Origin of the sequence: Corynebacterium sp. AOP40-9SA-29, from assembly GCF_052377405.1 — a bacterium.
Taxonomy (GTDB): domain Bacteria; phylum Actinomycetota; class Actinomycetes; order Mycobacteriales; family Mycobacteriaceae; genus Corynebacterium.
The window spans coordinates 67,504-86,849 of sequence record NZ_JBQSWR010000009.1 but is presented as its reverse complement, the minus strand read 5'-3'; the positions used below and the strand labels follow the sequence as shown (position 1 = coordinate 86,849).

Annotated in this window: 13 protein-coding genes; 7 read left to right on the top strand and 6 right to left on the bottom strand. The window is 67.1% G+C overall.

The window, feature by feature from the left end:
* Nucleotides 1–26 precede the first annotated feature (26 nt).
* The 7 genes from ACT3SZ_RS14310 to pgi all read left to right on the top strand — a co-directional run bounded on the left by ACT3SZ_RS14310 (nucleotide 27) and on the right by pgi (nucleotide 12,400).
* On the top strand, nucleotides 27–2,483 hold the full coding sequence (locus tag ACT3SZ_RS14310; RefSeq protein WP_444619716.1) for a glycogen/starch/alpha-glucan phosphorylase: 2,457 nt from the start codon (nucleotides 27–29) through the stop codon (nucleotides 2,481–2,483).
* 95 nt (nucleotides 2,484–2,578) lie between these two features.
* Nucleotides 2,579–4,762 carry a 1,4-alpha-glucan branching protein GlgB gene (gene glgB, locus ACT3SZ_RS14305; protein WP_444619714.1) on the top strand — a complete coding sequence of 728 codons (2,184 nt, stop codon included), beginning with the start codon at nucleotides 2,579–2,581 and terminating at the stop codon, nucleotides 4,760–4,762.
* The gene (gene glgC / locus ACT3SZ_RS14300; RefSeq protein WP_444619713.1) at nucleotides 4,759–6,096 is read left to right on the top strand and encodes a glucose-1-phosphate adenylyltransferase; all 1,338 of its coding nucleotides are present in this window, start codon (nucleotides 4,759–4,761) and stop codon (nucleotides 6,094–6,096) included. The genes glgB and glgC overlap by 4 nt, the downstream gene beginning before the upstream one ends.
* Complete coding sequence (glgA, locus tag ACT3SZ_RS14295; protein WP_444619711.1) at nucleotides 6,093–7,583, top strand: glycogen synthase GlgA; 1,491 nt, start codon at nucleotides 6,093–6,095, stop codon at nucleotides 7,581–7,583. Before glgC ends, glgA begins: the two co-directional genes overlap by 4 nt.
* Nucleotides 7,580–9,772: a glycogen debranching protein GlgX gene (glgX, locus tag ACT3SZ_RS14290; RefSeq protein ID WP_444619709.1), complete on the top strand. Its 2,193-nt coding sequence runs from the start codon at nucleotides 7,580–7,582 to the stop codon at nucleotides 9,770–9,772. Before glgA ends, glgX begins: the two co-directional genes overlap by 4 nt.
* A 25-nt stretch (nucleotides 9,773–9,797) precedes the next feature.
* Complete coding sequence (locus ACT3SZ_RS14285) at nucleotides 9,798–10,607, top strand: inositol monophosphatase family protein (RefSeq protein ID WP_444619707.1); 810 nt, start codon at nucleotides 9,798–9,800, stop codon at nucleotides 10,605–10,607.
* Nucleotides 10,608–10,696: 89 nt separating this feature from the next.
* Nucleotides 10,697–12,400 (top strand): glucose-6-phosphate isomerase, encoded by a 1,704-nt coding sequence (pgi, locus tag ACT3SZ_RS14280; protein WP_444619705.1) that lies wholly within the window; start codon nucleotides 10,697–10,699, stop codon nucleotides 12,398–12,400.
* On the opposite strand, the gene ACT3SZ_RS14275 is transcribed toward pgi, so the two are convergent.
* From ACT3SZ_RS14275 to ACT3SZ_RS14250, 6 genes are all read right to left on the bottom strand, one after another.
* Nucleotides 12,401–12,649 carry a hypothetical protein gene (locus tag ACT3SZ_RS14275; protein ID WP_444619703.1) on the bottom strand — a complete coding sequence of 83 codons (249 nt, stop codon included), beginning with the start codon at nucleotides 12,647–12,649 and terminating at the stop codon, nucleotides 12,401–12,403.
* A gap of 278 nt (nucleotides 12,650–12,927) precedes the next feature.
* Nucleotides 12,928–13,263, bottom strand: coding sequence for a hypothetical protein (locus ACT3SZ_RS14270; RefSeq protein WP_444619701.1), 336 nt, complete (start codon nucleotides 13,261–13,263; stop codon nucleotides 12,928–12,930).
* Nucleotides 13,264–13,352: 89 nt separating this feature from the next.
* Nucleotides 13,353–14,195, bottom strand: a complete 843-nt coding sequence (locus tag ACT3SZ_RS14265; RefSeq protein WP_444619699.1) for a DNA-formamidopyrimidine glycosylase family protein — start codon at nucleotides 14,193–14,195, stop codon at nucleotides 13,353–13,355.
* An 89-nt stretch (nucleotides 14,196–14,284) separates the two neighbouring features.
* Nucleotides 14,285–16,108, bottom strand: a complete 1,824-nt coding sequence (locus ACT3SZ_RS14260; protein ID WP_444619697.1) for an oleate hydratase — start codon at nucleotides 16,106–16,108, stop codon at nucleotides 14,285–14,287.
* A gap of 11 nt (nucleotides 16,109–16,119) precedes the next feature.
* Nucleotides 16,120–17,793: an AMP-binding protein gene (locus ACT3SZ_RS14255; protein ID WP_444619695.1), complete on the bottom strand. Its 1,674-nt coding sequence runs from the start codon at nucleotides 17,791–17,793 to the stop codon at nucleotides 16,120–16,122.
* A 63-nt stretch (nucleotides 17,794–17,856) separates the two neighbouring features.
* Complete coding sequence (locus ACT3SZ_RS14250; protein ID WP_444619693.1) at nucleotides 17,857–18,840, bottom strand: GDSL-type esterase/lipase family protein; 984 nt, start codon at nucleotides 18,838–18,840, stop codon at nucleotides 17,857–17,859.
* Nucleotides 18,841–19,346 lie beyond the last annotated feature (506 nt).

Here is a 19,346-nt window from a genome sequence, read left to right as displayed (position 1 = left end):
GACCGGACCGAGACACCTGGAGTGCCATGACCGACAGACTGACCGTCCAGGGTGTGCAGCGGGACGACCTCTCGCTGCCTGAGCCCACGCCCGACCACTTCCGATGGTGGCTGCTTCACCACCTGCAGTACACCGTGGGGAAGGACCCGGAACACGCGACAAAGACGGACTGGCGTCTCGCCCTGACCCACACGGTGCGCGACCGGGCGCTGACCCCCTGGTTCGAGTCCACCCGGCGCACCTGGGCCGAGAAGCGCAAGCGGGTCCACTACCTGTCGATGGAGTTCCTCATCGGCCGGCTGCTGGAGGACGCCACCATCAACCTCGGCCTGCGCGACGTCGCCGCCGAGGTGCTCGACGGACTGGGCCTGAGCTTCGCCGAACTCACCGACGACGAACCCGATGCCGCCCTGGGTAACGGCGGTCTCGGCCGCCTCGCCGCCTGCTACATGGAGTCCATGGCGACGTTGGGCTGCCCTGGTTTCGGCTACGGGCTGCGCTACGAGCACGGACTGTTCAAGCAGGGCTTCGACCACGGCCGCCAGGTGGAGACCCCGGAAGACTGGCTGGCCACCGAGAACCCGTGGAACTTCACCCGCCCCGACTCCTCCTACGAGGTCGGCTTCGGCGGGTCGGTGTCCGATGAAGATGGTGGCGTCCTCTGGACTCCCCGCAACCGGGTGGTCGCCGCCGCTCACGACACCCCTGTCGTCGGCTACGGCGGACGGTGGGCGAACACCCTGCGGCTGTGGGCGGCCCTGCCCACCGCCGACCTCTTCGACCTCGACAGGTTCAACGCCGGTCAGTTCGTCGCGGCGTCCAACCACGAGGCGCTCGCCCGCAGCCTGAGCCGGGTGCTCTACCCGAACGACTCCACGGACGGCGGCAAGGAGCTGCGGCTCGCCCAGGAGTACTTCCTGACGTCGGCGTCCGTGCAGGACATCGTCCGGCGGTACCTCTCCTCCCACGACGACCTCACCCGGCTGCCCGAGTTCGTGGCCATCCAGATGAACGACACCCACCCCGCGATCGCCGGGCCCGAACTGATCCGGATTCTCGTCGATCAGCACGGCATGGGCTTCGACACCGCCGCCGACCTCACGACCGAGGTTCTGGGCTACACCAACCACACCCTGCTGCCCGAGGCGCTCGAACGCTGGTCGGTCGGGCTGATGGCCAAGCAGCTGCCGCGCCACCTGCAGATCATCGAACGTCTGGACACCCGCGAGGTCGAGCTGCACGGACCCCGTCCGGACGGGGTCGGTCTGATCGGCGACGGCGACGTGAAGATGGGCGACCTGGCCTTCCTCACGAGCCACAAGGTCAACGGCGTGTCCGCGCTGCACACCGACCTGGTGAAGCGGGACCTGTTCCCGCAGCTCGACGCACGCCACCCGGGGCGGATCCTCAACATCACCAACGGGATCACCCCGCGGCGCTGGCTGAAACTGGCCAACCCCCCGTTGTCCTCGCTGATCACCGACACCGTGGGAGAGGGCTGGGAGACCGACCTGGACCGGCTGCAGGAACTGGACGCCCAGGTGGACGACCCGGAGTTCCTCGCCGCATTCGGACGCACCAAGCGCCAGGCCAAGGAACGGCTGTGCGCGTGGCTGGCCGCCGAGCACAACATCGAGGTACCGGTCGACGCCCTCTTCGACATCCAGGTCAAGCGGCAGCACGAGTACAAGCGCCAGCTGCTCAACATCCTGTGGACGATCGCACACTGGCAGCGCATCAAGCGCGACCCGGACAACATCGCCAACGGCGGCGGTGGCTGGGTTCCCCGGGTGAAGATCTTCGGTGGCAAGGCCGCCGCGAGCTATCACACGGCCAAGGACATCATCCGGTTGATCAACGATGTCGCCGAGGTCGTCAACAACGACCCGGACACCCGCCACCTGCTGCGGGTCGTCTACCCACCGAACTACGACGTGTCCATGGCGGAGAAGCTCATCCCCGCGGCGGACCTGTCGGAGCAGATCTCCACCGCCGGCATGGAGGCGTCCGGCACCGGCAATATGAAGTTCGCACTGAACGGTGCGCTGACCATCGGCACATTGGACGGAGCCAATGTGGAGATCCGGGAGCAGGTCGGCGCGGACAACTTCTTCCTCTTCGGGCTCACCACCGACGAGGTCGCCGAGCGTCGCGCCACGCCGGATCACGCACGGTCAGCGGTGGAGGCCAGTCAGGCGCTGCAGGACGTGCTCCAGGCCATCGCCGAGGGCACGTTCAGCCCGGATGAGAAGTACCGCTACGGCGCACTGGTGGACAATATGTGGAACAGCGACTGGTTCCTCGTGGCATCCGACTTCGACGCCTATGACGCCGCCCAGGCGGAGGTGGAGAAGGCCTACGCCGACCCGCAGCGGTGGCAGCGCATGGCGGTCCACAACATCGCCGGGATGGGTTTCTTCAGCTCCGACCGGTCGGTCCGGGAGTACATGACGAAGATCTGGGACGTCACCCCCGCTCTCTGACCCGGCTCCGTGGTCCGGCTCTCTGACCCGGCACCGTGGCCCGCGGTGGTCTAGAGTGAACGCATGGTTCATCAAACCTAACTGAAAGGGATCTGATGACGTCCCCTCCTCCCGACGGGCTCCCGCTGACCGCCGCAGACGCCCTGCGCCTGGCGGAGGGCACCCACCCGGACCCGTTCGCCATCCTGGGCCCGTCCGGCGCCCGCGACCTGACCGTGCACATCCCGGGTGCGGAGCGGGTGTGGGTGGTCAACGACACCGACGAGATCGAGCTGGAACGGTATGCGGGTGTCACAGGTGACACAGCGGTGTTCACCGGTCGGGCACTGCCCTACTACCGGCTGCGGGTGTCGTGGCCGGACGGCAGCGTCGAGGTTCGGGAGGACCCCTACCGATTCGGCCCCGTGATGGGCGAGATCGATGAGCACCTCATCGGCGAAGGCACCCACCGGCGTCTCTGGACGGTTCTGGGTGCCCACGTACTCACCCACCAGGGCGTCGAGGGGGTCCACTTCGCCGTGTGGGCACCGAATGCCTCCCGGGTGTCGCTCGTCGGGAATCACAACGCCTGGAACCCCACGGCACACCCAATGCGCCTCCGAGGGGCGACCGGCGTGTGGGAGATCTTCCTGCCTGGGTTGGCCGACGGCGCGGTGTACAAGTACGACATCCTCGACAGCGACGGCCACACCCTGCCGCAGAAGTCCGACCCGCTCGGGTTCGGATCGGAGCATCCGCCGGCCACCGGCTCGGTCGTGCGGACGCTCGGCACCCACACCTGGGAGGACCACGGTTGGGAGGCCCGGCGCGCCCAGGTCAACGCCGTCGACGCCCCGGTAAGCGTCTACGAGGTCCACCTCGGGTCCTGGCGGTCCGGGCAGCGTTACCTGTCGGCGGCGACCGACCTGGTGGACTACGTCGCGGAGATGGGGTTCACCCACATCGAGGTTCTCCCGGTGACCGAGCACCCCTTCGACGGCTCCTGGGGATACCAGCCGATCGGTATGTACGCCCCCACCATCCGTTATGGAACGCCGCGGGAGTTCGCCGCCTTCGTCGACGCCGCCCACGCGCGTGGTCTCGGCGTGCTCGCCGACTGGGTGCCGGGCCACTTCCCCACCGACGCCCACGGGCTCGGACGGTTCGACGGGACCGCGCTCTACGAGCACCTCGACCCCCGGTCGGGGTTCCACCCGGACTGGAACACCCTGATCTTCAACTACGGGCGCCCCGAGGTCCGCAACTATCTGGTGTCCAATGCGGTGTACTGGCTCGAGGAGTACCACCTCGACGGGCTCCGCGTGGATGCGGTGGCCTCGATGATCTACCGCGACTACTCCCGTGAACAGGGGCAATGGATCCCGAACAAGGACGGCGGCCGGGAGAACTACGAGGCCATCGAGTTCCTGCAGGAGACCACCGTGCAGACCTCCCTGGAGCGTCCGGGCACCACGACGGTCGCCGAGGAGTCCACGACCTTCCCCGGGGTGACGGGCGACGTCGCATCCGGGGGGCTGGGTTTCGACTACAAGTGGAACCTGGGGTGGATGAACGACTCCCTGGCCTACTTCGGCAAGGACCCCCTGTACCGCAGCCACCACCACAACCAGCTCACGTTCGGGCTGACCTACGCCTTCACGGAGAACTTCCTCCTGCCGATCAGCCACGACGAGGTCGTGCACGGCAAGGGGTCCATGTACGGGCGGATGCCGGGCAACCACGCGGACAAGCTGGGCAACCTCAAGGCCTTCTACGGCTACATGTGGGGTTACCCGGGCAAGAAGCTGCTCTTCATGGGTCAGGAGTTCGGCCAGCCCGCCGAATGGGACTACCGCGGCGAGCTGGACTGGGCGGTCCTCGACGATCCCGGCCACGCGGGGGTCCGGGCCGTGGTCCGCGACCTCAACATGCTCTACCGCAAGCAGCCCGCCCTGCACGTCGGCGACTGCGACCCCCGTGGTTTCCAGTGGATCACCGTCGACGCCGTGGAGGACCAGGTCTTCGCCTGGCTCCGACGGGGCAACCCGGGCGACCCTCACGTGGTCGTGGTGCTGAACCTCACCCCCGTCGAACGTACGGGATACCGGGTGGGCTTCCCCGTCCGTGGACGGTGGGTCGAGGCATTGAACACCGACTCCGCGTTCTACGGCGGAGCCAACCGGGGAAACACCGGGGCGATCGAGACCGAGGACGTCCCGTCCGGCGACCAGGCGCAGTCTGCGTTGCTCACGCTGCCACCACTTTCAGCCATCTACTTCGTGGAGGAACCACCCTCATGACATCTCAAAACTCACCACAGAACACACCCCACAACTCGCCCCGCACCCCGGCGAGTCCGGGACATGTCGGCGCCCCTCCCCGGCTCTCCAACCAGGCGATGGCATTCGTCCTCGCCGGCGGACGGGGCAGCAGGCTCCAGGAGCTCACGGATCGACGGGCGAAGCCGGCGGTGCACTTCGGTGGCAAGACGCGCATTATTGACTTCGCGCTGTCCAATGCCATGAACTCGGGGATCCGCCGGATGGCCGTCGCCACCCAGTACAAGGCCCACTCCCTGATCCGGCACATGCAGCGTGGCTGGAGCTTCATGCGTGCCGAGCGTAACGAGTACCTCGACATCCTGCCCGCCAGTCAGCGGGTGGAGGAGTCGAAGTGGTACCTGGGCACCGCCGACGCCGTCACCCAGAACATCGACATCGTCGACGACTACGGCGTGGAGTACGTCATCGTCTTAGCCGGTGACCACGTGTACAAGATGGACTACGAGATCATGTTGCAGCAGCACCTGGAGACCGGGGCGAACGTGACGGTCGGTTGCCTGACCGTGCCCCGCGAGGAGGCCTCCGGGTTCGGGGTGATGCACGTCGACGAGCGTGGGCGCATCGTCGACTTCCTCGAGAAGCCGGCTGACCCGCCCGGCACCCCGGAGGACCCGGATGTCTCGCTGGCGTCGATGGGCATCTACGTCTTCAAGTGGACGTTCCTGCGTGACATGCTGCTGCAGGACGCGGAGGACCCGGACTCCCGTCACGACTTCGGTCACGACATCATCCCCTCCATCGTGGCCGACGGCAGTGCGTTCGCCCACCGGTTCAGCGAGTCCTGCGTGATGAGCGGCCTGGAGACGGAACCCTACTGGCGCGACGTGGGCACCGTGGACTCGTTCTGGCAGGCCAACATCGACCTCACGGAGTTCGTCCCGGCACTGGACATGTACGACCACTCGTGGCCGATCTGGACCTACTCGGAGATCGTCCCGCCGGCGAAGTTCATCCACGACGATGCCGAACGGCGGGGCCAGGCGATCCAGTCCCTGGTCGCCGGCGGATGCATCATCAGCGGGTCCGAGGTATACAACTCCCTGCTGTTCACCAACACTCGGGTCAGGTCGTACAGCATGCTCGACCACGCGGTCGTCCTGCCACGGGTACAGATCGAGCGGAATGCCCGGCTGACCCGGTGCATCATCGACAGCGGCGTGCACATCCCCCAGGGACTCGTCGTGGGCGAGGACCCCGAGGAGGACGCCCGCTGGTTCCGGCGTTCACCCGGTGGGATCACCCTGATCACCCAGCCAATGCTGGACCGGCGCGCCGCCGGACTCGACTCATGAGCCGGACCCGTCACGTCCTGTCGGTGGCCTCGGAGTGTGCCCCGCTGCTCAAGACCGGCGGGTTGGCCGATGTCGTAGGCGCCCTGCCCGCGGCCTTGGCACCGTACGGCTGGGCCAGCCGCGTCCTGCTGCCCGGCTACCCGGCGGTCCTAGACAGAGTCCGTGACGGGAAAACCGGCACCACCGACGAGCCCGTGTGGCAGACAGACGACCTCTTCGGCGGCCCCGCCGCCGTTCTCCCGTCCCGGCAGGCCGGTCTGGACCTGTTGGTCCTCGACGCCCCGCACTTGTTCGACCGGGCAGGCGGCCCGTATGGCGTCGACGGTCAGGACCACCCGGACAACCACGTCCGGTTCGCCGCCCTGTCATGGGTAGGCGCGCAGCTGGCGGTGGAAGGTGCCGCGGGACGCGACGGCGTGTGGCGTCCGGACCTGGTCCACGTGCACGACTGGCAGGCCGGCCTCGTGCCGTCCTACCTGCGGTACGCAGGTGCGGACATCCCCACCGTGATGTCGATCCACAACATCGCCTTCCAGGGGGTCTTCGGCGCCGATCAGCTGGACCGGCTGAAGCTGCCCACCTGGGACTTCCATCCCGAGTCACTGGAGTACCACGGTCTGGTCAGCAGTCTGAAGGCCGGCATGGTGCACTCCGACCTCCTCACCACCGTGAGCCCGACCTACGCCGAGGAACTGGCGACCCCAGAGTTCGGTTTCGGCCTGGAGGGGGTGGTCGCCGCCCGGCGCGACCGCGGGCAGATGGCCGGAATCCTCAACGGCATCGACACCACGGTGTGGGATCCTGCCGCGGACCCGCACGTGGTCCCCTATTCGGCGCAGGACCAGTCCGGTAAGCAGGAGGCCAGACGGGCCCTGCTCGACGAGTTCGACCTGCCCGTCCCGGAGGGCCCTCTGGCGGTGGTCGTGACCCGGCTGACGCACCAGAAGGGTGTCGACCTGCTGCTCGACGCCCTGCCTTCCTTCATCGACGACGGCGGTGCCGTGGTGGTGCTGGGGTCCGGTGACCCGGCGTACGAACGTGGGCTCCTGGAACTGCAGGACGCCCACCCGCGTTCCGTGGCCGTGCGGATCGGTTACGACGAGCCGCTCAGCCACCGTATGTACGCCGGCGGGGACCTGGTGCTCGTTCCGTCCCGCTTCGAACCCTGTGGCCTGACCCAGATGTACGGGCAACGCTACGGTGCCGTGCCGCTCGTCGCCGCGACCGGAGGACTGCGTGACACCGTCACCGACGCCACGCCGGAGTCCCTGGCCGACGGCACGGCGACCGGGTTCACCTTCGGGGATGCCTCCCTCGGCGGCACGGTGGACGCCGGCGGTCTCCGGTTCGCCCTGGGCCGTGCGGTGGACCTGTACGCCGACCCCGAGGCGTGGGCGCGGCTGCGTACACAGGCGATGCTTACCCCGGTCGATTGGTCGACGTCGGCATCACGTTACGCCGGATTGTTCGCTACGCTGCTGGAATGACCCCCTCTGCGTCCCCGGACGCTTTTTACGACGCCGCTCACGGCACCGCTCACAACGCCACGTCGCCCGGCCTGTCCCGTCCCCTCGGAGTGACCCCGGACGGCGACGGCGTGAACGTCGCCGTGTGGGCGCCGGACGCCCAGCTCGTCGAGTTCTGTGTCTTCGAGGACGCGCACGAGACCAGGTACCCGTTGCGTCACCGCGATGGCGGCGTCCTCCACGCTCACGTCCCCGGGATCCAACCCGGTGCCCGGTACGGGCTGCGGGCCCACGGCCCCTGGGACCTTAGTGCGGGGCACCGGTTCAACCCCGCCAAACTGCTCCTCGACCCCTACGCCAGGGCACTGGAGGGGCCGGTGCGGTGGGCTCCGGAGATGTCCGGGACCGTGTTCGGGGAGGACGGGAGCCAGCGTCCCGACGAGCGCGACAGTGCCGCGGTGGTGCCGAAGTGCATCGTGACCGCCACCGCGACGGGCCCAGAAACAGGCCCAGAAGCCGGACCGGACCCGGCGGCGAACCGGCCGGTCGTCAGCCCCAGCGACCTGGTGATCTACGAGACCAACCTCCGGGGACTGACCGCGGCGCACCCGGAGGTCCCTCAGGAGCTCCGGGGCACCTACGCCGGGATGGCGTCTCCCGCTGTCGTCGACCACCTGACCCGGCTGGGGGTCACGGCGGTGGAGCTGCTGCCGTTGCAGGGCTTCTTCGACGACCGGCACCTGGTGGAAAAGGGGTTGTCCAACTACTGGGGCTACCAGCCGCTGACCTGGTTCGCCCCGGAACCCCGGTACGCCGTCGACCAGTCGGGCACCGGGGCGCGGGCCGAACTGCGTCATCTCGTGCATACCCTGCACGAGGCCGGTATCGCCGTGATCGTCGACGTGGTCTACAACCACTCCGGGGAGGGCGATGAGCACGGCCCCACTCTGGGCCTGCGCGGACTCCACAACGCCGGCTACTACCGCCTGCAGGACGCCCCGGGCTCCCCGGACGATCCCGGTGATTCCAGCGACCGCGCCTACGTCAACGACACCGGGACGGGGAACACGCTGGCCGTCGAACGTCCGATGGTGCTGGCCCTGGTCATGGACAGTCTGCGGTACTGGGCGACCGAGTTCGGTGTCGACGGTTTCCGGTTCGACCTCGCGGCCTCGGTGGGCCGCACCCCGGGCGGGTTCTCGCCCGAGGCGGCGTTCTTCCAGGCCGTGAACCAGGACCCGGTGCTCTCCCGACTCACCGTCATCGCCGAACCGTGGGACCTGGGCCCGGGCGGCTACCTGCTGGGTGGTTTCCCCCACCCCTGGTCCGAGTGGAACGACAGGTTCCGGGACACGGTCCGTCACTCGTGGCGCGCATCGTCGCTGGATAACGCCGAGACCGGTTCACGCCTGCTGGGGTCGGCAGGCCAGTTCGAGCACGGCCACCGGGCCGCGACGTCCTCGGTGAACTTCATCACCGCCCACGACGGGTTCACGCTCGCGGACGTGGTGTCCTACGACGCGAAGCACAACGAGGCCAACGGCGAGGACGGCAGGGACGGGCACGACGACAACATCAGCGACAACCTCGGGGTTGAGGGACCGACCTCGGACCCGGCGATCCTCGAGGCGCGGTACCGACGTGCACGCGGGATGCTGGCGATGCTGTTCGTCTCGCAGGGCACCCCGATGATGCTGGCCGGGGACGAAATCGGCAACAGCCAGGGCGGCAACAACAATGCCTACGCCCAGGACAACCCGACCGGTTGGGTTGATTGGTCGGATCCGGACACGGGCCTGCTGGATCTGACCCGTCGACTCATCAGCCTGCGACGGCGACTGCCGGTGCTCCGCCAGACGGCATTCCGGCATGGGAGGCAGCGCCGCGACGGGGCCCGGGACGTGGTGTGGCATCGCGCAGACGGTTCCGAACCAGATGCCGGGGACTGGCACGACCCCGAATTCCGGACGGTCTGCGCCGAGTTGCGGGGCACCGCGGGCGACCCGGTCGGCGAGTCACTGACCGGTGTGGTCTTCATTGTTCTGAACCCCGGCGAGGCCACCGGGATCGTCCTCCCGGACGGCATATGGCGCCTGGAGGTGGACACCTCGCTCCCCGACGGTGGGGGCAGCGGCACCTCCGCCCGGTCGGCGACCTGGTCCGGCGAGTACGACGTCGCCGCCCAGTCGGTGGTGGTGTTCTCGCGGTAACACGCACCTGGCTATCCTTGTCCCCATGAGTGACAACGCCACCACCGTCGCCCGCTACGCCGACGACCTGACCCTGGCCCTGCACCTGGCGGACACCGCCGACGCCGTCACGATGGCCCGCTTCGGTGCCGGTGACCTGCAGGTCTCCACGAAGCCGGACCTCACCCCCGTCTCCGACGCCGACACGGAGGTGGAACGCCAGCTTCGCGAGGTGCTCTCTTCCCGACGCGCCGACGACGACGTGCTCGGTGAGGAGTTCGGCGGGGATGCCGCCCGCGTCGGCCGCCAGTGGGTCATCGACCCGATCGACGGCACGAAGAACTTCGTACGCGGCGTGCCGGTATGGGCCACGCTGATCTCCCTGGTCGTCGATGGCACCCCCGTAGTCGGCGTGGTCTCCGCCCCCGGCCTGTCGCGGCGCTGGTGGGCGGCAGAGGACATGGGCGCCTGGTCCACCTTCGGCACCGGCGAGGCGCGCCAGATCAACGTGTCGAAGGTGTCCGAGGTAGCGGACTGCTCGATCTCCTTGTCCTCATTGGAGGGCTGGCACAAGGTCGGACGCCGCGAGGACCTCATCGCGCTGACGGACGCCGCCTGGCGCCTGCGCGGTTTCGGCGACTTCTGGTCCTACTGCCTCGTCGCCGAGGGCGCCGTCGACGTCGCCGCCGAACCCGAGGTCAACCTGTGGGACCTCGCCGCGTTGGACGTCCTGGTGCGCGAGGCCGGCGGACGCTTCACCGCCCTCGACGGCACCCCAGGGCCGTACGAGGGTTCCGCCGTGGCGTCCAACGGACTGCTGCAGGACGCGGTGCTCACCGCGCTCACCCCGAACTGACCCCCTGATCCCCGGCCGGGCAGCCGGTTTTCCGCTACCGTGGGCGGTGAACTGACACGACACACCGGATTCTCGAAAGGGCGACACCTGTGACTTTCACCGTCCCGAACCCCACCCCCGTGACGAAGACGCCGGAGTGGCAGGCCCTCGTCGCCCACGCGACCCGCTTCAAGGGCACCACCCTGAAGGAGCTGTTCAAGGACGATCCGGGGCGTGCCGGCGACATGACCTTCGAGGTCGGCCCACTGCACGTGGACCTGTCGAAGAACCTCGTCGACGAGAACACGGTGCGCCTGCTGCTCAACGTGGCCCGCGCCAAGGGGATCGAGAACTACCGCCAGGCACTGTTCAACGGTGAGCACGTCAACACCACCGAGGACCGCGCCGCCCTGCACACGGGTCTGCGCGTGCCGATCGACCAGGACCTCAAGGTGGATGGGCAGGACATCGCCGAGGACGTGCACCACACCCTCGACCGCATGCGCGGGCTGGCCAAGGCGCTGCGCAGCGGTGACTGGCGTGGCGCCACGAACCACACCATCAAGAACGTGGTGAATATCGGCATCGGTGGCTCTGACCTGGGTCCGTCAATGGCCGCCCAGGCGCTGCGCCCCTACTGCACCGCCGGGATCACCCCGTACTTCGTGTCGAACGTGGACCCGGCGGACATCACCGCCACGCTCGACGGGCTCGACCCGGAGTCCACGCTGTTCGTGGTCTCCTCGAAGACTTTCACCACCTCCGAGACTCTGGCCAATGCCCACAGTGCCCGGCGCTGGCTTCTCGACGGCCTCAAGCGCACCGGTGTGGATACCTCTGATGAGGCGGCGTCGAAGGACGCGGTGGCCAAGCACTTCGTTGCGGTGTCCACCAACGCCGACGAGGTCGCGAAGTTCGGCATCGACACTCACAATATGTTCGGCTTCTGGGACTGGGTCGGTGGACGCTACTCGGTGGACTCCGCGATCGGCCTGTCGCTGATGGCGGCGATCGGCCCGCGTGACTTCATGGAGTTCATCGCCGGTTTCCACGAGGTGGACAACCACTTCTATTCCGAGCCGCTGGAGATGAACGCTCCGGTGCTCATGGGCCTGTTCGGTGTCTGGTACACCTCGGTGCTCAGTTCGCAGTCCCACGTGGTGCTCCCCTACTCGCAGGACCTGGGCCGTTTCCCGGCCTACCTGCAGCAGCTGATGATGGAGTCCAACGGCAAGTCCGTGCGCCTCGACGGGGAACTGACCACCGCCGAGACCGGTGAAGTGTACTGGGGCGAGGCCGGCACCAACGGCCAGCACGCCTTCATGCAGCTGATCCACCAGGGCACGCACCTAATCCCGGCGGACTTCATCGGCTTCGTCAACCCCCACACCGACCAGAAGGGCTCCGACGGAGAGACCAGCATGCACGACATGCTGCTGTCGAACTTCCTCGCCCAGTCGCGTGTGATGGCCTTCGGCCGCAGTGCCGAGGAACTGCGCGAGGCCGGCGTGGAGGAGGAGCTGATCCCGCACAAGGTGATGCCGGGCAACCGTCCGTCCTCCACGATCGTGGCGGACAAGCTGACCCCGCGCACCCTCGGCGCGCTGATCGCCCTCTACGAGCACATCTGCTTCGTGCAGGGTGTTGTGTGGGGCATCAACAGCTTCGACCAGTGGGGTGTGGAACTCGGCAAGAAGCAGGCCAATGAGCTGCTGCCGCTGCTGAGCACCAACACCGACTCCTCCGACGTCGACACCGGCGACCCCTCCACCGACTCCCTGCTGCGCCACGTGCTGCGCAACCGGAAGCGCTAGTCAGCGGGCTTTCGCCACCTTCACCCCACCCACCGCGAGGCCGAGGAAACGTAGGTAACTCTGATCCTCGGCCTCAAAGAGCGCGTCCGCACGAGCCACTGAATCCTTCGCGGTATCCACGTACGAAAGAGTCATGCTCTTCGTCACGTCGAAGAGATCGTCGTAGTCTGCACCGTGCCGGGCGTCCTGCAGATCAACGAAGGCCTGTGCCACGTCCGCGACGTCCGGTGCCACGGGTTCAAGTGCCATCCGCAACGCCCCGCTCCCTTGCCCGTTCGCTGCGATCGAGAGTTTGGCGAGGTCCGTGTGGGCAATCCAACGTGCAACAGCAGCATGGTTATCTGACCAGCCGGGCCCCATTAACCTCTCGACAGTATGCTGCGACAGCTTGTGGAAGAGAGCGTAGTACGCGGTACTGATCGCCCGACGAAGTGCAATGGTCTTCGGCTTCCCAGGCCCCGCACCGCGACCTGCCAAACTATCCGCCACTTCCAGAAGCTCGTGCGGTTGGATGTACCGCCGAGACATCAGATCGCCTCTTGAGCGTTCTTGTCCGACGAGTACTCGGGCTCCGCCGCCTCTGCATCGCCTTCGTCAGCGGACGTATAGACCAGGCTCACCTCCCCGAATCTCCCGTACTCTTCTTGAGCGATGGCCCGGGCATATCGACGAATCTCCAGGAAGTCACGCGGATTCCATGCCCCTCGTGTCGATGAGGACAGCGAGACGGTGATTTCCACGGAGTCTCCGTAGCGTCCCTCCACCTCATCAATGTCAACGTCGACCGGAGACAGTGTTCCCTGCCGAAGCTCGCGGATCCTCTCTCGGACGGTGTCATGTGCCGGATGCGTCGCGGTAGCCATAGGCCCAGATTGCCACAAAGACCGACCCACGAATAGGTCCGGGAAGAATGTCCGGAGCAAGGGCGGCTGAACCCCGCCCCATAACAACCTCACTCCGGCTGGCAGACCGGGCACCACCAGATGACCCGTTCGAGCTCCCCGTCGTCGCCGCCGGCGTCCACCCCGCCGAGGAAACCCTTGAGCACCGGGGTGCCGCAGCGCCGGCAGGCCTTCGCTGCCCGGCCGAATACGTAGTTGCCCATGCCGGGGCGTCGGTCGCCGGTGAACAGCCGACGGGGTTCCAGCCGGTTCTCCCACATCACCGTGCGCGACAGGTCGAGCAGGTGCGCGGCGGTGCTCGCAGCGTCCTGCCCCTGCCCCACCGGCCGGCGAGGGTCGACGCCGCCGAGGAAACAGACCTCCGCCCGGTACTCGTTGCCGATGCCGGCGACGTTGCGTTGGTCCAGCAGCGCGGCACCGATGCTGCGCTCAGGCCGGCGCAGGATGCGGGCCAGGGCGTCGTCCCGTCCTCCTGCAGACGCCCAGTCGGGCGCGAGGATGTCGGGGCCCAGGTGTCCGACGACCTGCGGGTATTCGTCGATGTCGAAGAGTCGGACGAAGCCGAGGCTGTGGCCCACGGTCTCGATCTCGGGGCCGCCGGGGTGCTGCGGGCTGAAGCGCAGGACGACCCGGGCGGTGTGCCCGGGCCGGCGCCAGCGCGCGCCGGCGACGTGGATGGACCACACGCCCTCCATTTTCAGGTGGGTGTGCAGCACGCGCCCGCCGACGTCGATGAACAGGTGCTTGCCGTAGGGCCACACACACCGGACGCTGCGTCCGGCGAGGTCCTCGGTGGCGAAGCGGGGCACGCGGATGTCGCTCCGGGTCACGGTGCGCCCGGTCATCCACTGCATGCGGTTGGACAGTTGCAGCACGGAGTCGCCCTCGGGCATCTGGCGCACCTCCTTCTACGAGCCTGGGATCACCACGAGCGGTGATCCGGGGCTCAGGGTACGCCGCAGGGCAACTGACGTGGAACTGGTCAGCGCTTCAGCAGACCGGAGTCCTGCAGCAGCTCCTCGATCCAGGTCCCGCGCAGGACACCGTCCAGCTTCGCGCGCACCTTCGTCTTCACGAAGCTAGGCACCGGCAGCTTGAACTTCGTGGTCATCGGCTGCTCGTCGAAGCTCTTACGGTCACGCAGGTGGTAGGTGGCCTTGAGCAGTTCGCGCAGGTCGTAGACCGATCCGAAGACCTCCGGGATGCCACGGTCGACGTTCATGAAGGTGTAGACGGCCTCCATGGCAGTACGCACGGAGTACTCCGTGGTGAACACCGTGTCGCGCGAGGGCGACTCGGCGAAGTTGCCGATGAACGCCAGGTTCGCCGAGCCCTGCGGCACCACGGCCGGACGGTCGCCGGCACGCCGCGGCATGAAGTACGCGGTGATGAAGGGCATGTACACCGGGTTGGTGTTGATCGACGTCTGGGAAGCCAGATCCTCGATCTGGTCGACCGGCACGCCCAGGTGGTAGAGCCACTCCTGGGTGATCTCCTCGCCGGTGCACTCCACGATCGGCTTCTTCACATAGTCGCCATCGACATCGGAGTAGAGCGCGTAGATCCACACCACGGTCTCGTCGGGATTCTGGGAGGTGAAGTGCGGCTGACGGTGCACCGCGAAGCTCATCAACCAGGTGGAGTCGGTGACGGTGATGATGCCACCGGTGTTGACCTTGCCGTCGTGCAGCGAGCGCTGGGTGAGTCGTTCGATGAACGGTTCCACCCGGGCGTCCTTCACCGTGGCGGTGGCCGAGACGTACCAGCTCTTCTCCGGCAGGTTCTTGTAGAACACCGCCGGACGGCCAAAGTCCGGTGACTTCGACGCCAGGTTCTCCCACAGTTCCCATGCCCCACCGGGCTCGGTGGTCACCGGTGCCGCGGTGTGGTGCGAGCCGTAGGTGGTGGACTCGGTGATCGACCCGTTGGTGACAAACACGTAGTCCTCGGCGCCGAGTTCCACAGTCTGCCCGCCCTCGGCGGTCGCCAGGTGCAGGGCGGTCGCGGTCTTCTTCTCGCTGTCCCCGGCACCGTCGATGGTGACGTCGATGTCGGTGACGGTGGTGCCGTAGCGCACGTCGACATCGTGGTCGAGCAGGTAGGCCAGGATGGGACGGACCATGGAGTCGTACTGGTTGTAGCGATTGAACTTCAGAGCGGTGAAGTCCGGCAGCCCGCCGGTGTGGTGGATGAACCGCATCACGTAGCGACGCATCTCGATCAGCGAGTGCCACTTCTCGAAGGCGAACATCGTGGCCCAGTAGAACCAGAAGTTGCTGGCGAAGAACTCCTCGGAGAAGTAGTCCTCGATGGTGCGTCCTTCGAGGGTGTGCTCGGAGGCGGTGACCAGCTTGACGATCTCGAGCTGGGCGTTCTCGGTGAGGGTGAAGTCCCCGTCGGTGGGCACCCGGTTGCCACGGTCGTGGATCAGCCGGCAGTTCGACGAGTTCGGGTCGTCCTTGTCGAGCCAGTAGTACTCGTCGAGGTAGGAGGCACCGGGGATCTCCAGCGACGGGATCGAGCGGTACATGTCCCAGAGGCACTCGAAGTGGTTCTCCATCTCGCGTCCACCACGGGTGATGAAACCGATGTCGGGGCGCTCTTCACCGTCGAGGGACCCACCGGCCAGCGGGAGTTCCTCGATGAGGTGGATGTTCTTGCCGGGCATCTGGGCATCCCTGATCAGGAAGGTCGCCGCGGCGAGGCCGGCCAGGCCGGTGCCGACGATCCAGGCGTGCTTGTCGTCGACGCCTTCGGGCTTGCGCGGGCGGGCGAAGGCCTCGTAGTTACCGTTGGAGTAGTACATGGTGTTCCTTCCTAGGAGGCGTTGTCTGCCTTGTCGCCGACCTGCGGCAGCAGGCGCGGGACAACCTTGCCGGAGTCATTGCGAGGCAGGTCGTCGAGGCGGACGATGTTGTCGAGTGAGCAGAACTGGTTGACCCCGGCGAGCACCGCGGCGTTGATCTCGTCGTCGGAAACCTCAGAAGAAACGACGATGAAAGCGTTCAGTGTGGCGACCACGTCGTCCTGATGGCCGATGACGAAGGCGTCGTCGATCTGCGGCAGGGTGAGCAGGAACTCCTCGATGACGCGCGGGTGGATGTTCTCGCCGCCGCGGATGACCATGTCGTCGGCGCGACCGCAGACGTAAAGCTTGCCGTCGGCGTCGATATAACCCTTGTCGCCGGTGGAGAGCATGCCGTCGACCACGTCGCCGGAGTCCTTGTCGGACAGGAAGCCCAGCGAGGTCATGGAGTTCGACGAGTAGATCACGCCGGTCTGACCGTCCGGCAGCGGCGTGAGGTCGTCGCCGAGGATCTCCAGGCGCACGCCGGGGCCGGGGCGTCCGGCGGTGGTGGGGTCGGTGACCATGTCGGCGGCGGTGGCCAGGGTGATCTGGCCGTGCTCGGTGGAGCCGTAGAAGTTGTGGACCACCCCGGTCCGGTCGCCGAAGCGCTCGTTGAGCTCGACGACGAGTTCGGGGGCGATGGCGTTGCCGGCGGAGACGATGTAGCGCACGCCGGTGACGTCCACGTTGGCGTCGTTGACGCCGGCGAGGACCTGGCGCAGGTACACCGCGGCGGAGACGATGCCGGTGACCTTGTGGGCGGTGATGTCGGCGACCTCGGTGTCCACGTCGAACCAGCGGCGGGTCAGCAGGGTCGAGCCGGTGGCCATGGAGATGTGCAGGTTCAGCCAGCCCCAGGCGTGGAACATGCCCACGGACAGCTGAATCACGTCGCCGGAGCGGAACGGGATGCGCTCCAGGATGCTGCCGAGCACCTTGGGGGTGCGCGGGACCGGCAGGACGACCGCCTTCGGGACGCCGCGGGTGCCGGAGGACATGATGACGGTGGACGCCTGGGTCGGGCGCTGCGGCAGCGCGACGTGGCGGTACGCGCCGCGTCCTGCGGTAATCAGCGACTCGAGCGTCTCTGCGTCGTGGGTGCTACCGGACCATTCGGCGACGCCGATCTTGTTGTCGGCGTTGAGTTCGGCGAGGACCTCGCCGAACTCGGCGTCGATGAAGGTCACGTCGCTGGGGTACTCGCGGGCGATGTCCTGCAACTGCGACAGCGAGGAACCGGGGTTGAGGATCTTAGCCTCGGCGCCGAGGTAGGCGGCGGCGATGAGCGGCAGGACGAGGCCGCGGCTGTTACGCGCGATGACCGAGATCGACGAGACGTCCTGCCCGTCGCCGGTGGTGTAGCTGCGCAGGGTGCGCGCCAGGGCGCGGGCGTCGTCGCGCAGCTGGGTGTAGGTCATCGCGCCGCGGTCGTCGATCAGGGCGGTGCGCTCGGGGAAGGACGTCGCGCCCATCTCGGCCAGGGCGGCCAGGGACATGCCCCAGTTACCCATCGCGCCGATGAGTCCGGCGGACTCCTTGGGCCCGCCGGTGCGCAGCACGCCGGCCTTGACCAGGGGTTTGAGTGAGCCGACCATCTGGGTGACCTGTGTGCGAGCCGACACGCGGGTTCCGTGCTTGTGCATGTTGCATCCTTTCAGGGGTCGAGACCCCCGGGGTTGGGCCGGAGGTCTCGGAAGGGGTGGGAGTTAGAAGGTCGCTGCGATGACTTCAGCGGACCGGGTGACGCCCCAGTTGGTCATGTGCACCGGCAGGTTGTAGCCGGAGCGGTTGGTGGTGTCGATGACGCCGGCGATCAGCCGGACGTTGTCGGGGGCGCACTCACCGCGGCCGGCGGTGGCGCCGCGCAGGTCGGCGAGCACGACGTTGTCGCGGGCGCGTGCTGCGACCAGTGCCTTGGACCAGTTGCTGATGTTGACCTCGGCGTCACGGATCCAGAAGGCGGGGATGCCGATGTCACCGGGGATCATCTCGACGTGCAGCAGGCACTGCTCGGCGGTGTCGGGCTTGGAGATCGTCGGGTAGCTGGCGATGGTGACCCGGGCGTTGGGGGCGGCGGCCTTGATCCGGTTGATCGCGTCGTTCATCGCGCGGTCCCACAGAACCTTCTGCTCGGCGTAGCGCTGCTGCAGGTTGAGGTAGGTGTCGGGCAGGCCGTTGGCCATGACCTTGCCCATCAGCCAGCTATAGGAGTCGTTGAAGCCGAACTGGATGACGACGTTGCTGGTCTGGGCGTTGAGCGCGCGGTCGGCCAGGGCGTTGTCGACCTCGCCGCGCAGCGTCATCGCCGGGGCGCCGGTGGAGTAGGCCATGGCTCCGGGGCAGGAGTAGTCGTTGACGGTCAGGCCCTTCATCCGGCCGATCTGACGCGGGGCGTTGGTCGGCGACTGACCGCAACCGTGGGCGGTGTACTGGGTCAGCGGTGCGGTGACCGGGTTGTCCAGCGGGATGCCGGCGTTCTCTGCGGCCAACCGGACCTTCGCGCCGACGGTCTCGGCGGGCGTGGGGTTGGACATGTAGGAATCACCGAAGGTGACCAGGTTCCGGGCGGGGGCCGCCTGAGCCTGCGGGCTGACCACCACGGTGCCGGCGACGGCGACGCTCCACGCCGCGACGACGGCCAGGGCCGCCCGCCTGATCTTGCGCTTTCCCGCCGTGCTGTTCTTCTCCACTGAAGTGCCTTTCGTACAGAAATAGTTCCCGGAGGAATTCCGTCAGACAATTCCTCGTCTCGCCACCGTAGGCGCAGGACATTTTGAAGATACCCCGAACTTCAATTGGGCGCGACATTCCCCCATTTGATATGGAATATTTGTAGGTATGTGCAGTTTTTAATGGTTATCGAGCGGTCAATAGTGCGCGCCTATCGGTAATACTCAATGTACTTCAGCGCGTAACTATCGAAAATGATTAATAAGTATCCGGAACCTACGGCAGTTCGTACGGAGCGAATATCTTTCCACCCCGGAGGCTTCCTTTCCGGGGGCACCGGCAGGGCCTCCCCCAGAGGGCGTGCCCCGACATCCGCTCACAAAATGGACTAGTAACGGAGCGCAATATGGACTAGTAAGAGGCCGAAAAATGGACTAGTAGCGGAACGCAGTATGGACTAGTAGCACTGTCTACCTGCGACGATATCGAGCAAGGGCGGCCTCCCCCACGTGCCCGACGCAGCCCT

Bases quoted from the DNA above. Each gene is read 5' to 3' on its own strand.
- glgX (WP_444619709.1), top strand. From the start codon at position 7,580: ATGACCCCCTCTGCGTCCCCGGACGCTTTTTACGACGCCGCTCACGGC.
- ACT3SZ_RS14285 (WP_444619707.1), top strand. From the start codon at position 9,798: ATGAGTGACAACGCCACCACCGTCGCCCGCTACGCCGACGACCTGACC.
- glgA (WP_444619711.1), top strand. From the start codon at position 6,093: ATGAGCCGGACCCGTCACGTCCTGTCGGTGGCCTCGGAGTGTGCCCCG.
- glgC (WP_444619713.1), top strand. From the start codon at position 4,759: ATGACATCTCAAAACTCACCACAGAACACACCCCACAACTCGCCCCGC.
- glgB (WP_444619714.1), top strand. From the start codon at position 2,579: ATGACGTCCCCTCCTCCCGACGGGCTCCCGCTGACCGCCGCAGACGCC.
- ACT3SZ_RS14310 (WP_444619716.1), top strand. From the start codon at position 27: ATGACCGACAGACTGACCGTCCAGGGTGTGCAGCGGGACGACCTCTCG.
- ACT3SZ_RS14260 (WP_444619697.1), bottom strand. From the start codon at position 16,108: ATGTACTACTCCAACGGTAACTACGAGGCCTTCGCCCGCCCGCGCAAG.
- ACT3SZ_RS14255 (WP_444619695.1), bottom strand. From the start codon at position 17,793: ATGCACAAGCACGGAACCCGCGTGTCGGCTCGCACACAGGTCACCCAG.
- ACT3SZ_RS14270 (WP_444619701.1), bottom strand. From the start codon at position 13,263: ATGGCTACCGCGACGCATCCGGCACATGACACCGTCCGAGAGAGGATC.
- ACT3SZ_RS14265 (WP_444619699.1), bottom strand. From the start codon at position 14,195: ATGCCCGAGGGCGACTCCGTGCTGCAACTGTCCAACCGCATGCAGTGG.
- ACT3SZ_RS14275 (WP_444619703.1), bottom strand. From the start codon at position 12,649: ATGGCACTTGAACCCGTGGCACCGGACGTCGCGGACGTGGCACAGGCC.